Raw genomic sequence first — 13,863 nt, forward strand, 5'->3', positions numbered from 1 at the left:
CCCGCGCCGCGCGCCCATCCGCTGGCGCGCCCGTCACGCCAGCACCCATGCGGTGAACGCCGCCCAGGCCAGCACGGCGGCCGGAATGACGCCGAGCAGGCCCGCCGTCCAGCGGCCGCCCGGTCCCAGGATCAGCGCGCCCAGGGTCAGCAGCGCCGTGGCCACGGGGGTGACGCCGGCCAGCCGCCAGGCCGCCGCCGAGCCCTCCCAGACGGCCATGCCCAGCGGGTAGACCCCCAGGGCGACGACGAGCAGTCCGATCCCGAACGACAGGCGCGCCCGCGATCGCTGCGCCACCGGCTCGGGACCCCGCCCGGCGTGCCCCAGCAGCAGCGCGGCTTGACCAAGGCAGGCGGCCCCGTGGGCGGTCGCCAGGAAACTGAGGTGGGTTAACTCGGCCATGTAGAACACGCCGCCGACCCAGGCCCAGAAGGCGGTCAGGATCAGCGCGGGCAGGCGGGTGGTGCGCGGGGTGGGGCGCGCCAGCACGACCAGCAGCGCCGCGATCAGCAGAACGGCGGCGATCTGCGCCGGCCAGATGCTCTCGTGATAGCCGGCAAGAAACGCCTGCAGGACCTCGGCCGAATAGGGCAGGGTCACCGAAACGGCCATCGCCTACAGCGTCTCCACGTACTGCGCCATGCGCGCCCGTGTCTTTTCGTCGGGCAGGCGGCCGGTGGCGGCCGCCATGTTCTCGCGCAGGTGCGGCAACTGCGAGGTGGCCGGAATGGCGCAGGTCACCGCCGGGTGCGAGACGATGAACTTGAGAAAGAAATCGGCCCAGGTCACCGCGTCCGCCTGCTCCTCCGCCCAGGGCGGCAGGGGCTTGTCCTGGAACAGGCGGAACAGGCCCTTCTGTCGATAGGGCCGGTTGGCGATCACGGCCATGCCCCGGTCCCGCGCCAGGGGCAGGATTCGGTCCTCCACGGCGCGATCCAGGATGTTGTAGGTCACCTGGATGAAGTCCAGGTCCTGGGTTTCCATGACACGGATCAGTTCGTCATGGCGCCGCCCATGCGAGGTGGTCACGCCGATGTAGCGCACCTGACCCTCCGCCTTCATCTCGCGCAGGGTCTCCAGGTGGCCTTCCCAGTTCTTCAGGTTGTGGACCTGCATCAGGTCGAACCCGTCCACGCCCCACAGGCGGCGCTGTTCGCCGATCTGCTCCGGACCGCCGCTGGTCCACGAGGTCCAGACCTTGCTGGCGGAGAACAGGCCGTCAGTGGTCTCCAACCGAGACAACCCGTAGCCCAGCACCTCGGCGGACGAGCCGTACATGGGCGAACAGTCGATCATGCGGCCGCCGCGCCGGAAGAACTCGCGCAGGATGCCGGTGCGGTGATCGCGAAGGGCCTGGTCATCGCCCACGTTGAAGGTGATCCAGGTGCCCATGCCGACCACGGGCACGGCTTCTCCGGTGGACGGGATGGTCTTGGTCAGGACATCGCCGAAGTCGGTCGGCCGCACGGGGCGGGCGAGGGCATCCATGGAGCGTCCGGCCCAGGCCAGCGCCGAGGCGCCGGCCAGTCCGGCCAGGAAGGCCCTGCGATCGGGGCGGCTGTCATCTCGTGGCGGAGGGGGCATGATCCAAACTCCCGGGGTTTCTTGCATACCCGGCAGGTTGGGGCCGGCCCGGGCCGAGTCAACGGGGCGCCAAGCCGTGCGGCGCGCGCAAGACCATCAAGGCCGGGATGACACGCCTGCTCGGGCTGGGCGATGCTAGGGCGAACCCGCCGGCCAAACTGACGAGCCCCCATGTCCCCCGCGCCCCGCACCATCGCCGTGTCCCTCAACCCCGCCGTGGATCGGTCGCTGACCGTGCCCGGCTTCGCCGTCGATCGCGTCAACCGGATCGCCGCCAGCCGGACCGATCCCGGCGGCAAGGGGGTCAACGTGGCCTGTTTCCTGGCCCATCTGGGGCAGTCCGTCGCGCTGGCCGGTCTGCTGGGACGGGAGACCGCCGCGCTGTTCACACGCCAGTTCGCGGCGATGGGGGTCACCGACATCACCGTGCCGGTTGCCGGGGCCACGCGGACCAACCTGAAGATCCTCGATCCGGACGCGGGCACCGTGACCGACCTGAACGGACCGGGCCCGGCCGTGACGGCGGCGGATGTCACGGCGGTGCGTCGGGCGCTGGAGCACGCGAGCGCGGGCGGCCTGGACTGGCTGGTGCTGTCGGGCAGCCTGCCCGACGGCCTGCCGCCCGACACCTATGCGGACCTGATCGCCTGGGGCCGCGCGCGGGGGGCCCGCGTGGTGCTGGACACCAGCGGGGCCGCGCTGGCCGAGGGCATCGGCGCCGGCCCGGATATCCTCAAGCCCAACCGGGCCGAGCTGGAAGCCCTGATGGGGCACGCGCTGCCGGACATGACCGCCGTGGTCGCGTCGGCAGGCCGGCTGGTGGCCGGCGGGGTGGGGCTGGTGGTCGTCTCGCTCGGCCCTGGGGGTGCCGTGGTTCGGGATCGGGACGGCGCCTGGCTCGCCGTGCCGCCGGCCGTGCCGGTCGCGAGCACCGTCGGGGCGGGCGATGCCCTGGTGGCGGGCCTGATCCACGCCACCGCGCAGGGCCTGCCCGTGCCCGAGGCCGCCCGGGTGGCGGTCGGGGTCTCGGCCGCCGCCTTGGGCGAGATCGGCCCGCGCCTGCCTGCCCTGGATCACATCGAGGCCCTGGCCGCGCGGGTCACCGTCACGCCGCTGGAGACCGATCGGGCAGGCCCCCGGCGGTGATGATGAACGAGACGATGGCGTCCAGGCCGTCGCCGGTCTTCAGGTTGGTCATGACGAACGGCCTTTCCCCGCGCATCCGCCGCGCATCGGCGTCCATCACGTCCAGGCGCGCGCCCACCAGCGGCGCGAGGTCGGTCTTGTTGATGACCAGCAGGTCCGACCGGGTGATGCCCGGCCCGCCCTTGCGCGGGATCTTTTCCCCGGCCGCCACGTCGATCACGTAGATCGTCAGGTCCGCCAGTTCCGGACTGAACGTTGCGGCCAGATTGTCGCCGCCGCTCTCCACCAGGATCAGATCCAGGTCCGGGAACCGCCCGCGCATGGTGTCGATGGCGGCCAGGTTCATCGAGGCATCCTCGCGGATGGCGGTGTGCGGACAGCCGCCCGTCTCCACCCCCATGATGCGCGCGGCGGGCAGGACGCCGGCCTCGGTCAGGATGCGCTGATCCTCGCGGGTGTAGATGTCGTTGGTGATGGCGGCGATGCCGTAGCGGGGCGCCATGGCCCGGCACAGGTGTTCCAGCAGCGCGGTCTTGCCGGAGCCCACCGGGCCGCCGACGCCGACGCGCAGCGGGTTGGAGGAGGACGCGGGATCGGTCATGAGCGGAACAGCCTCGTGTACTGGGTTTCGTGGGCCATGCTGGTCCAGTCCACCATGGGCGCGGCGCTGCCCCGGTCGGACCAGGGACGGACGAGCGCGGCCTCGGTGGCCTGGATGAACACCGGAACGAGCGCGGCCTGGGCCTGCTGACCGGCGGTCTGTCCCAGCGGGATCAGGCGCACACCGGCGGAGATCAGGTTCGCCCCCAGCGCATGCAGATAGCCGGCCAGCACGGGGCGCAGCGGCAGGCCGTGGCAGGCCGCCGCCAGCCCGACCGCGACCGGATAGGCGACATCGAGACCCGCATCCGTCAGCACGGCCCGGGCCTTTGCGATGCCCTCGGCCGGCCAGCCGTCTGTGATGGCGCGCAGGAACGCCGCGCCCTGGGCGGAGGCTTCCAGCGCCATCTCGGCCGTGGCGCGCTGGGCGGCGGCCTCCTCCGCACTCTCCCGGAGCGCGGCCCAGTCGCGGGCCGCGACCGCCCGGTGACTCTCCCGCAGGCAGTCGGCATCCAGCCGCCCGGATCCCTGTGCGACGATCCAGCCCACCCAGTCCATCAGGCTGTCCCGGTCGTGGACCAGACCGGCCTCGACGGCGGCTTCAAGGCCGTGGCTCCAGGTGAAGGCCCCGACGGGAAAGGCCGGCGACAGCCACGCCAGCAGGCGATGCAGCGCCGGGTCCGCGAGGGGCATGTCGGTGGGCTCAGTCATGGTGGTGACCATGCCCGTGACTGTGCCCATGCCCATGCCCATGCCCCCCGCCATAGGCGCCGCCTTCCGGTGAGAACGGCGCCTCGTGCCGGGTCAGGATGCCGCCCAGCCCGCGCGCCATGTCGGCGATGACATGATCGTCGGCGATGCGCAGGGTCAGGCCGTCCGTCAGCACCTCGACCGGCAGATGCCGGTTGCCCAGGTGCCACGCCATGCGGGCGGCGTGGCGGGTGTCGGAACAGGCGATGTCGAGCACCGGCTCCGCCCGCGCCACGACCCGAATGAACCCGCCGTCCCCCAGATCCAGGCCGTCGCCGTCGCGCATGGCCACCGCCGCCGGCAGATCGAGCAGGAAGGGGGTCCCCGCGTCGTCGATCAGACGCACGCGGCGCCGGTGCCGCTCGGCACAGGCGAGGGTGACGGTCCCGCCGGTTCGGGCCTCGGGCCAGGTGCCGGCGGGATGGTGGCGGACGGCGCGGCGGTCCGGGGCGGCACTCACGGTCATCGCCTCCTAGAACAGGAAGTAGCGCTGGGCCATGGGCAGCACCTCGGCCGGTTCGCAGGTGAGCAGGGTTCCGTCCGCCCGCACCTCGTAGGTCTCGGGATCGACCTCGATGTGGGGGGTGGCGTCGTTCAGCACCATGTCGGCCTTGGTCACCGACCGACAGCCGCGCACCGCCAGCAGCGGCCGTTGCAGGCCCAGCGCCTCGCCGATGCCGGCCTCCAGGGCCGCGCCGGAGACGAACGTCACCATGCTGTGGGTCAGCGAGCGCCCGAATCCGCCGAACATGGGCCGGTAGTGGACCGGCTGCGGTGTCGGGATGGAGGCGTTGGGATCGCCCATGGCGGCGAGCGCGATGGTGCCGCTCTTGAGCACCAGATCCGGCTTCACGCCGAAGAAGGCGGGCTTCCACAGCACCAGATCGGCGAGTTGGCCGACCGCCACCGAGCCCACATGGTCGGCGATGCCGTGCGCGATGGCCGGGTTGACCGTGTACTTGGCGATATAGCGGCGGACCCGCAGGTTGTCGTTGTCGCCGGTCTCCTCCGGCAGGCGGCCGCGCTGGACCTTCATCTTGTGCGCCGTCTGCCAGGTGCGGCAGATCACCTCGCCCACGCGCCCCATGGCCTGGCTGTCCGACGCGATCATGGAGAACGCGCCCATGTCGTGCAGGATATCCTCGGCCGCGATGGTCTCCTTGCGGATGCGGCTTTCGGCGAAGGCCACGTCCTCGGGAATGGCCGGGTCCAGGTGATGGCACACCATCAGCATATCCAGATGCTCGTCGATGGTGTTGACGGTGTAGGGGCGGGTGGGGTTGGTCGAGGACGGCAGCACGTTGGCGTCCCCGGCCAGCTTGATGATATCCGGCGCATGGCCGCCGCCCGCGCCCTCGGTGTGGAAGGCGTGGATGGTGCGGCCCTTGAAGGCGGCGCGGGTGGTCTCGACGAAGCCGCTTTCGTTCAGGGTGTCTGTGTGGATGGCGACCTGGATGTCGTGCGCCTCGGCCACCGACAGGCAGCAGTCGATGGCGCTGGGGGTGGTGCCCCAGTCCTCGTGCAGCTTCAGGCCGATGGCCCCGCCCCGAACCTGCTCTTCCAGGGCCGCCGGCAGGCTGGCGTTGCCCTTGCCGAAGAAGCCCAGGTTCATGGGCAGGCCCTCGGCCGCCTGCAGCATGCGCGCCAAGTGCCACGGGCCGGGGGTGCAGGTGGTGGCGTTGGTGCCCTCGGCCGGGCCGGTGCCGCCGCCCAGCATGGTGGTGATGCCCGAGGCCAGGGCCTCGTCGATCTGTTGCGGACAGATCCAGTGAATGTGCGCGTCGATCCCCCCGGCCGTCAGAATGCGGCCCTCGCCCGCGATGGCCTCCGTGCCCGGGCCGATGATGATGTCCACGCCCGGCTGGATGTCCGGGTTGCCGGCCTTGCCGATGGCGGCGATGCGGCCGTCCTTGAGGCCGATATCGGCCTTGTAGATGCCGCCGTGATCCACGATCAGGGCGTTGGTGATGACGGTATCCACGGCCCCGGCGGCGCGGGCGGTCTGGGACTGCCCCATGCCGTCGCGGATCACCTTGCCGCCGCCGAACTTGACCTCCTCGCCGTAGGTGGTCAGGTCGCGGTCCACCTCGATCACAAGGTCCGTGTCGGCCAGACGCAGGCGGTCCCCGGTCGTCGGGCCGAACATGGCGGCGTAGGCGCCGCGGTCGATCTGCATGGCCATGGCTCTACCCCTCCAGCGGCCCCTGGACCGCGCCTGTGAACCCTTAGACGGTGCGGCTGCCGACATAGGCCACCAGCGTGACCTCGCGGCTCTGGCCCGGCTCGAAGCGGACGGCCGAGCCCGCCGGCACGTCCAGCCGGAAGCCGCGCGCGGCCTCGCGGTCGAAGGACAGGGCGGCGTTGGTCTCGGCGAAGTGATAGTGGCTGCCCACCTGCACCGGCCGGTCGCCGGTGTTGGCGACGGACAGGGTGCGGGTCTCGCGCCCGTCGTTCAGGGTCAGCACGCCGACGGCGGGAAAAAGCTCTCCGGGGATCATGGCCGGTCCCTCTCTAACGAATGGGCTGATGCACGGTCACCAGCTTGGTGCCGTCGGGGAAGGTCGCCTCGACCTGGATTTCGGGGATCATCTCGGGGATGCCCTCCATGACCTGATCGCGGGTCAGCACCTGACCGCCCGCGCGCATCAGGTCGGCGACCGAGCGGCCATCGCGCGCGCCCTCGACCACGGTGTCCGTGATGAGGGCGACGGCCTCCGGATGGTTGAGGCGCACGCCGCGATCCAGGCGCCGGCGGGCGACCTGCGCGGCCATGGCGACAAGCAGTTTGTCCTTTTCCCGGGGCGTGAGGTTCATGGGTCGGAAGCCCCCCTGTTCGCTGTTCAGATGGACCAGAGTCGCGGCAGGGATGCCGCATGGCCGCCGCCGGCCTGCCGCAGCAGGGTCCAGACGTCGGCGAACGCGCCCAGCGCCGCCACGGTGGCGGGTGCCAGGATACGACAGATCATCAGGCCGTTGACCGTCGTGCAGCCGGCCCGGACCCGGTCGTGAGTCTCCAGGCGGGTGCGGACGGCGTCGGTCAAGGCGGCCTCCTGGCCCGGCAGGCGCGCGATCAGCGTGGCCAGGGCCTCGGCCCCCGCGAACCCGGCCGGGGCCTGGCCCGCGCGGGCAAGATCGCCCTCCAGGTGCAGGGCATCGGCCCAGACAAGCCGACCGCTGATGCGCACCGCCCAGGTGTCGCGGATCAGACCGCGCGTGAGGGTCTCGCCGTGGGCACGCCGCCCGAGGACCACGATCTCGCCCGCCAGCACATGCGCCGTGGGGTCCAGGTTCAGCACCGTCTCGCGCCGCAGCCGGGCGCGGTCGAAGACGATGGTTTCGCGCGGCAGCCACTCCAGCCAGCTTTCGGCCCCGGCGGTGAGGGAGACCGACACCTCAGCCGCGTCGCCCGTGCCGGAGCGGTAGACCTTCTCCGCCGCCTGGGCCATGACCATCGCCCGCGCGCCTTCGACCACCGTCACCGAAACCGACAGCCGGTCGCCCGCCACCAGCCCGCCGCCGGTGTTGGCGACGCAGGCGGTCAGGGGCTCGCCGGGCACGGGATGCGGGAACAGGGCGCGCAGAGGCGCCGCCTGGTCCAGATCGACCAGTCGGGTCACCGGGCCGTCGCCGCGCAGCACGAGGCCAAGGCGGCCCACGGCCGTCTGACGGCGGATCGCCGCATCCGTGCGGGCGCCGTCGGGGCTCACGCCACCGTCTCCCCAACTCGCAGTGTCATGCCGCCTTGCCCCCCTTGCGGGTCGTGTCCCGTCTTGCGGTCATCCGTTACGATACGCATGGTTCGGGGTCTGTGCCATGGGCTTGGTCGTCACGGCCCTGGCCCGGCGCGCCGACCGTTTCCACGCCCGCGCCCGTTCCCGGTAATCATGACGTCCATTGATCGAGAGAGTTCGCCCGTGACCGCTGTCCCGTCCCGCCTTCTCACCGCCCATCCCGTCGCTCATGTCGCCAACCCCCGCGCTGAAGGGGGGCGCCCCATCGGCCCGCGCGAACGCGCGGTGCTGAGCCCGGAGGGGTTCGCCGCCGCGCGCGACGAGATCCGCGTCTGGCCCGGTTACGCCGAAACGCCCCTGCGCCGCCTGGACGGGCTGGCCGCCGCCGCCGGTCTGGGCGCGCTGGTCGTCAAGGACGAGGCCCCGCGCTTCGGCCTGGGCAGCTTCAAGGCGCTCGGCGGGGCCTATGCGGTGCTGCGGGTGCTGCGCCGCCTTCTGGCCGACCGGGGCGTGACGGAGCCGGTGACGGTGGCCGATCTGATCGCCGGCCGCTGGCGGGAGGATGTGGCCGAGTTGACCGTCTGTTGCGCCACCGACGGCAACCACGGTCGCTCCGTGGCGTGGGGCGCGGGGCGCTACGGCTGCCGCTGCGTGATCTATGTGCACGCCACCGTCAGCCGGGCGCGGTGCGAGGCCATCGCCCGGTTCGGGGCCGAGGTCCGGCGCGTGCCGGGCACCTACGACGACTCGGTGCGCAAGGCGGCCGACGACGCCGCCGCCAACGGCTGGGTGGTGGTCTCCGACACCTCGTATCCGGGCTATATGGAGATCCCCCGCGACGTCATGCAGGGCTATACGGTGATGGTGGACGAGGCCATTCGGCAGATGGACGCGCCGCCCACGCATGTGTTCGTCCAGGGCGGCGTGGGCGGTCTGGCCGCCGCCGTGGCTGCGCAGACCTGGGAGGTCTGGGGTGCAGAGCGGCCGCGCATCATCACCGTGGAGCCGGACCGGGCGGCTTGCCTGTTCGAAAGCGTGCGGGTCGGCTATCCCAAGGCCGTCCACGGCGACCTGGACACCCTGATGGCCGGGCTGGCCTGCGGCGAGGTCTCGCTGCTGGCCTGGGAGGTGCTGGAGGCCGGCCTCCATGATGCCCTGACCGTGCCGGACGCCGCCGCCGTGGAGGTCATGCAACTGCTGGCCGCCGGTCGCCACGATCCCGCGTTCGTGGCCGGCGAGAGCGCCACGGCCGGGCTGGCGGGATGCCTGCTGGCGATGGCCGACCCGGCGCTGAAGGCCGCGCTCGGCCTGGACGCCACCAGCCGCGTGCTGGCGTTCTCCACCGAGGGCGCCACCGACCCCGCGCTCTATGCCGAACTGGTCGGCCGCCCCGCCGAGACGGTGGAGGCGATGCCATGACGACGACCCGGCGGACTCATCAGGCGGTCCGGCTGGACTGGCCCCGCCTGCGCGCCCGCCTGGACGCGTTGGGGCGGGTGGGGGCATTGGACGGCGGCGGTGTCTGCCGCCTCGCCCTGACGCCCGAGGACAAGGCGGGCCGCGATCTCGTCGTGGGCTGGATGCGAGACCTTGGCCTGCATGTGACCATCGACGCCATCGGCAACATCATCGGCCTGCGGCCGGGCCTGGAGGACGGTGCGCCGGTCATGGCCGGGTCGCACATCGACACCGTGCGCACGGGCGGGCTGTACGACGGCAACCTGGGTGTGCTGGCGGGGCTGGAGGTGGTCGCCGCCCTCAACGACGCCGGCGTGACCACCCGCCGGCCGCTGGCCGTGGGCGTGTTCACCAACGAGGAGGGGGCGCGATTCGCGCCGGACATGATGGGCAGCCTGGTTTATGTGGGCGGCCTGCCGCTGGCCGAGGCCCTGGCGGTCGAGGGCATCGACGGCCGGACGGTGGGCGATGCCCTTTCGGCCATCGGCTATGCCGGGCCGGCGCCCGTCGGCACGCCGGCGGTCCATGCCTTCGTGGAACTGCACATCGAGCAGGGGCCGGTTCTGGAGGAACAGGGCATCGCCATCGGCGCCGTGGAGGGAGTGCAGGGCATTTCGTGGACCGACGTGATCGTCGAGGGGACATCCAACCACGCCGGCACCACGCCCATGCGTCTGCGCCGGGATGCGGGATATGTGGCCACGGCGGCCGCGGTGGTCGTGCGCGATCTGGCTGCCCGCATGGGCGGCGATCAGGTGGCCACGGTGGGGGCGCTGGAGTTGACGCCGAACCTCATCAACGTGGTGCCCGGCCGGGCGCGCTTCACGCTCGACCTGCGCAACACCGACGAGGCGCGGCTTCAGGCGGCCGAGCAGGTCGCCTTCGCCGAAATCGACCGTCTGGCCGCCGCCGAGGGCTGCACCGTCACCCGCCGCACCCTGGCCCGGTTCGAGCCGGTGACCTTCGATCTCGCCATGGTGGACCGGGTGGAGGCCGCCGCCCGGGCGCGCGGGCTGTCCGTGCGGCGGATGCCCTCGGGGGCTGGTCATGACGCCCAGATGATGGCGCGGGTCTGCCCGACCGGCATGATCTTCGTGCCCTCCGCCGGGGGCATCAGCCACAACGTCACCGAACACACCGACGACGCCCACCTGGAGGCCGGGGCGTCCGTGCTGCTCGACCTGCTGGTGGATCTCGCCGAGCCCGTCGATCCCGCCCCCGGATGATCCGTGGGCGCTTGGCGGCCGAACGCGGCGGAGAGATCTCAGGCCACGTCCTTGTGCAGCGGCTGCACGTCGCGCTCGATCTCGCCGGCGAGCACCTGACCCGTCACGTGCAGGTCGAAGCGGCTTTGCAGGTTCATCCAGTACAGCGGCGAGGTGCCGAAATAGCGCGCCAGCCGCAGAGCCATGTCCGCCGTGATGGAGCGCTGCCCGGCCAGCACATCGTCCAGCCGGTTCGCGGGCACGCCCAGATCGGTCGCGAGGCGGTCCACGTCCAGGCCGTGCGGCACCAGGAATCGCTTGCGGAGGACGGTACCCGGGTGCTGGGAGCTGTCGGAGTGCGACATGTGTCGTGTCCACCTGCGTGTGGGATCGGACCGATGACGAGCGCGCCCCTCGGACGCCCTGACTTGCGCGGCCGTCCCCCGAGGGCGCGCATGCCGTCCGTTGTCGAGGGGGCCGTTCTGCGGAAGAGGAAGACTCGGCGATTCTGCAAGCCGGATCCCGAAGCTAGGGAGCGGGCGCGCGGGAGTCAATTTGGAGCCCGTCCGGACCGGCATTGCGGCGGGCCGCTCGCCCGGATATGGTGGTCGAACGACCTTGCCGCACCATATTTCGCAATGACTTGGGCCCTGCCGCGCCTGTCGCCAGGGCCGGGGCCGTCCCGAGTCTGCAGGCCGCGGCCGCATCCCCGCCACCGTCCGGAGCCGTCATGACCGACCCGTTCGACCTGACCGACGAAGACTTTGACGCGGCTACCGGCGCGCCCGGCGATGAGGCGACGCCCGAGCCGCCGTGGCTGGCCGGCCTGAACCCGGAACAGCGCCGCGCGGTGGAAACCCTGGACGGTCCGGTCCTGGTGCTGTCGGGGGCTGGCACCGGCAAGACCCGCGTGCTGACCACCCGGATCGCCCACATCCTGCACCAGCGCCGCGCCCAGCCCTGGCGGGTGCTGGCCGTGACCTTCACCAACCGCGCCGCGCGGGAAATGCGCGAGCGACTCGCCGGCATGATCGGCCCGGTGGCGGAGAGCGTCTGGCTGGGCACCTTCCACGCCCTGTCCCTGCGCATCCTGCGCCGGCACGCCGCGCTGGCCGGGCTGCGCGACGGGTTCTCCATCCTGGACGCCGACGACCAGCTTCGCCTTCTCAAACAGCTCATGGCGGACGCCGGGCTGGATGCCAAGAAGGACCCGCCCAAGGCGATCATGGGCCGCATCCAGCGCTGGAAGGACCGGGGTTTGACGCCCGACCGCGTGCCGGAGGAGGACCGGCGCGGCACCGGCGCGCAGCGCGCGGCCATGCTCTACACCCGCTATCAGGCGCGGCTGTTGGAACTGAACGCCTGCGACTTCGGGGACCTGCTGCTGCACACCCTGGGCATCTTCCAGGCCCACCCGGAGGTCGCGGCCGAGTACCAGCGCCGGTTCGACTACATCCTGGTGGACGAGTACCAGGACACCAACGTGGCGCAGTATCTGTGGCTGCGCCTGCTGGCCGCCGGGCACCGCAACCTGTGCTGCGTCGGCGACGACGACCAGTCCATCTATTCCTGGCGCGGGGCGGAGGTGGGCAACATCCTGCGCTTCGAGCAGGACTATCCGGGTTCGGCCGTGATCCGGCTGGAGCGCAACTACCGCTCGACGACCGCCATCCTGGGCGCGGCCTCCGGGCTGATCCGGCACAACGCCGACCGCCTGGGCAAGGACCTGATCGCGGCCGGCGCGGCCGCCGCCGATCCGGACGCGCCGCCGGTGAAGGTGCGCGGCCTGTGGGACGGCGAGGCCGAGGCCCGCTGGGTGGTGGAGGAGATCGAGGCCCTGAGCCACGAGGGCTTGCCGGCCGCCGGCACCGCCATCCTGGTCCGCGCGGCTTTCCTGATGCGCGCGTTCGAGGAACGGCTGATGACCTGTGGCGTGCCCTATCAGGTGGTGGGCGGCCCCCGGTTCTACGAGCGCCTGGAGATCCGCGACGCCCTGGCCTATCTGCGGCTGGTCGCCCAGCCCGACGATGATCTCGCCTTCGAACGCATCGTCAACACGCCCAAGCGCGGGCTGGGCGAGGCCAGCCTGCAGTCGCTCCAGGTCATGGCCCGCAAGGCCGGGATGCCGCTGCTGGCCGCCGCCCGCGATCTGGCCGACAGCGACGAGTTGACCAAGCGCGCCCGCAAGGCGCTGGCGGGCTTCGTCGCCGACGTGGAACGCTGGCGGGCGCTGGTGGGCGGCATGCCGCCGGCCGAGCTGTGCGCCACCATCCTGGAGGAGTCCGGCTACGCCGCCATGTGGAAGGCGGACAAGAGCCCGGAGGCCCCGGGCCGGGTCGAGAACCTGGAGGAGCTGGTCGGCGCCGTCACCGAGTTCGAGACCCTGGACGCCTTCCTGGAACACATCGCCCTGGTGATGGAGACGGAAAGCAAGGGCGCGGCTGCCGGGGTGACCCTCATGACCCTGCACGGCGCAAAGGGCCTGGAGTTCGACGTCGTGTTCCTGCCGGGCTGGGAGGAGGATGTCTTTCCCCACAAGCGCGCGCTGGAGGAGGGCGGGCAGGCCTCGCTGGAGGAGGAACGCCGGCTCGCCTACGTGGGCCTGACCCGGGCGCGCAAGCGGGCGTTCGTGTCGTTCGCGGCCAACCGGCGCATCTTCAACAACTGGCAGGCCGCCATGCCGAGCCGGTTCGTGGATGAACTGCCGGACGACTGCGTAGAAAAGACCAGCGATACCGGCCTGTACGGCGCCGTCACCGCCGGGTTCGCCGAGGAAATGGGCGGCTGGGGCACGCGCCATCCGCGCCGGTCCATGACCGGAGGCCAAGGCGGGGCAGGGGGCGGTGCGCGCGTTGCACCCGGCACAGGGTCCTGGAAGGTGCGCGACCGCACCGGCGACGGCCTGGACATCACGGTCGGCCAGCGGGTGTTTCACCAGAAGTTCGGGTATGGCCGCGTGCTGTCCAGCGAGGGCGGCAAGCTGGCGGTGGACTTCGAGAAGGCCGGGGTCAAGACCGTGGTGGCGGGGTTCGTCGAGGCGGTGTGACCGCCGTCCCCGCCGGGTCGGAGTATCAACCAAAGAGAGCGGTACGGGGTCGCGCGGTCGCCGTATTCGGTGCGGCTGCGCGGTCTTGCGTGGTATTTTGAGTCGATTTGTATCAATCCATCGCCGTTTGGCAGAATATTGAAGATATACGACCTATAGGGCTCGATAGTGCATTGTGTCATGGTTTCATTGTCCGGTATAGTGTCGCGCAGGTTTCCGGCGCATCGCGCAGTCGTCCGTGTCTGCGCGTAAAAGATGCGTCTGCTCGACGGGGCCGGTCACGCCCACGCCAGTCCCTGGCCGCCCGCATGTCCGTCACGTCGCTCCCGGCACGCCGAGCCGT

Annotated in this window: 14 protein-coding genes; 4 read left to right on the top strand and 10 right to left on the bottom strand. The window is 71.5% G+C overall.

Annotated elements, in window-relative coordinates:
- Positions 1 to 33 precede the first annotated feature (33 nt).
- Complete coding sequence (locus tag GHC57_RS04740) at positions 34 to 612, bottom strand: DUF6064 family protein (protein WP_153341711.1); 579 nt, start codon at positions 610 to 612, stop codon at positions 34 to 36.
- 3 nt (positions 613 to 615) lie between these two features.
- On the bottom strand, positions 616 to 1,584 hold the full coding sequence (locus GHC57_RS04745; RefSeq protein ID WP_211369120.1) for an aldo/keto reductase: 969 nt from the start codon (positions 1,582 to 1,584) through the stop codon (positions 616 to 618).
- Between the two features lie 171 nt (positions 1,585 to 1,755).
- Between GHC57_RS04745 and pfkB the strand changes: the two genes are divergently transcribed.
- Positions 1,756 to 2,730 carry a 1-phosphofructokinase gene (gene pfkB, locus GHC57_RS04750; RefSeq protein WP_153341713.1) on the top strand — a complete coding sequence of 325 codons (975 nt, stop codon included), beginning with the start codon at positions 1,756 to 1,758 and terminating at the stop codon, positions 2,728 to 2,730.
- On the opposite strand, the gene ureG is transcribed toward pfkB, so the two are convergent.
- Genes ureG through GHC57_RS04785 form a run of 7 tightly spaced genes read right to left on the bottom strand, consistent with a single transcriptional unit; the run spans position 2,690 to position 7,787 of the window.
- A complete protein-coding gene (ureG, locus tag GHC57_RS04755; protein WP_153341715.1) occupies positions 2,690 to 3,331 on the bottom strand; it encodes an urease accessory protein UreG in 642 nt (213 codons plus the stop codon). The genes pfkB and ureG overlap by 41 nt on opposite strands.
- On the bottom strand, positions 3,328 to 4,077 hold the full coding sequence (locus GHC57_RS04760) for an urease accessory protein UreF (RefSeq protein WP_343031109.1): 750 nt from the start codon (positions 4,075 to 4,077) through the stop codon (positions 3,328 to 3,330). Before GHC57_RS04760 ends, ureG begins: the two co-directional genes overlap by 4 nt.
- The gene (locus tag GHC57_RS04765) at positions 4,034 to 4,540 is read right to left on the bottom strand and encodes an urease accessory protein UreE (RefSeq protein WP_343031110.1); all 507 of its coding nucleotides are present in this window, start codon (positions 4,538 to 4,540) and stop codon (positions 4,034 to 4,036) included. Before GHC57_RS04765 ends, GHC57_RS04760 begins: the two co-directional genes overlap by 44 nt.
- Positions 4,541 to 4,552: 12 nt before the next feature.
- Positions 4,553 to 6,262 carry an urease subunit alpha gene (gene ureC, locus GHC57_RS04770; protein ID WP_153341721.1) on the bottom strand — a complete coding sequence of 570 codons (1,710 nt, stop codon included), beginning with the start codon at positions 6,260 to 6,262 and terminating at the stop codon, positions 4,553 to 4,555.
- 43 nt (positions 6,263 to 6,305) lie between these two features.
- The gene (locus tag GHC57_RS04775; RefSeq protein WP_153341723.1) at positions 6,306 to 6,578 is read right to left on the bottom strand and encodes an urease subunit beta; all 273 of its coding nucleotides are present in this window, start codon (positions 6,576 to 6,578) and stop codon (positions 6,306 to 6,308) included.
- 13 nt (positions 6,579 to 6,591) lie between these two features.
- The gene (locus GHC57_RS04780) at positions 6,592 to 6,894 is read right to left on the bottom strand and encodes an urease subunit gamma (RefSeq protein ID WP_153341725.1); all 303 of its coding nucleotides are present in this window, start codon (positions 6,892 to 6,894) and stop codon (positions 6,592 to 6,594) included.
- 26 nt (positions 6,895 to 6,920) lie between these two features.
- Positions 6,921 to 7,787 carry an urease accessory protein UreD gene (locus GHC57_RS04785; RefSeq protein ID WP_153341728.1) on the bottom strand — a complete coding sequence of 289 codons (867 nt, stop codon included), beginning with the start codon at positions 7,785 to 7,787 and terminating at the stop codon, positions 6,921 to 6,923.
- 207 nt (positions 7,788 to 7,994) lie between these two features.
- Between GHC57_RS04785 and GHC57_RS04790 the strand changes: the two genes are divergently transcribed.
- Complete coding sequence (locus GHC57_RS04790) at positions 7,995 to 9,230, top strand: diaminopropionate ammonia-lyase (protein WP_343031111.1); 1,236 nt, start codon at positions 7,995 to 7,997, stop codon at positions 9,228 to 9,230.
- Positions 9,227 to 10,495 (top strand): M20 family metallo-hydrolase, encoded by a 1,269-nt coding sequence (locus GHC57_RS04795; protein ID WP_153341733.1) that lies wholly within the window; start codon positions 9,227 to 9,229, stop codon positions 10,493 to 10,495. Before GHC57_RS04790 ends, GHC57_RS04795 begins: the two co-directional genes overlap by 4 nt.
- 38 nt (positions 10,496 to 10,533) lie before the next feature.
- Here the strand turns inward: GHC57_RS04795 and GHC57_RS04800 are convergent, their stop codons facing one another.
- Positions 10,534 to 10,839 (bottom strand): HigA family addiction module antitoxin, encoded by a 306-nt coding sequence (locus tag GHC57_RS04800; RefSeq protein WP_153341735.1) that lies wholly within the window; start codon positions 10,837 to 10,839, stop codon positions 10,534 to 10,536.
- Between the two features lie 365 nt (positions 10,840 to 11,204).
- On the opposite strand from GHC57_RS04800, the gene GHC57_RS04805 reads away from it, so the two are divergent.
- Positions 11,205 to 13,520 carry an ATP-dependent helicase gene (locus GHC57_RS04805; protein WP_153341736.1) on the top strand — a complete coding sequence of 772 codons (2,316 nt, stop codon included), beginning with the start codon at positions 11,205 to 11,207 and terminating at the stop codon, positions 13,518 to 13,520.
- The last annotated feature ends 343 nt before the right edge of the window (positions 13,521 to 13,863 follow it).

The organism is Roseospira navarrensis (assembly GCF_009601025.1).
Taxonomy (GTDB): domain Bacteria; phylum Pseudomonadota; class Alphaproteobacteria; order Rhodospirillales; family Rhodospirillaceae; genus Rhodospira; species Rhodospira navarrensis.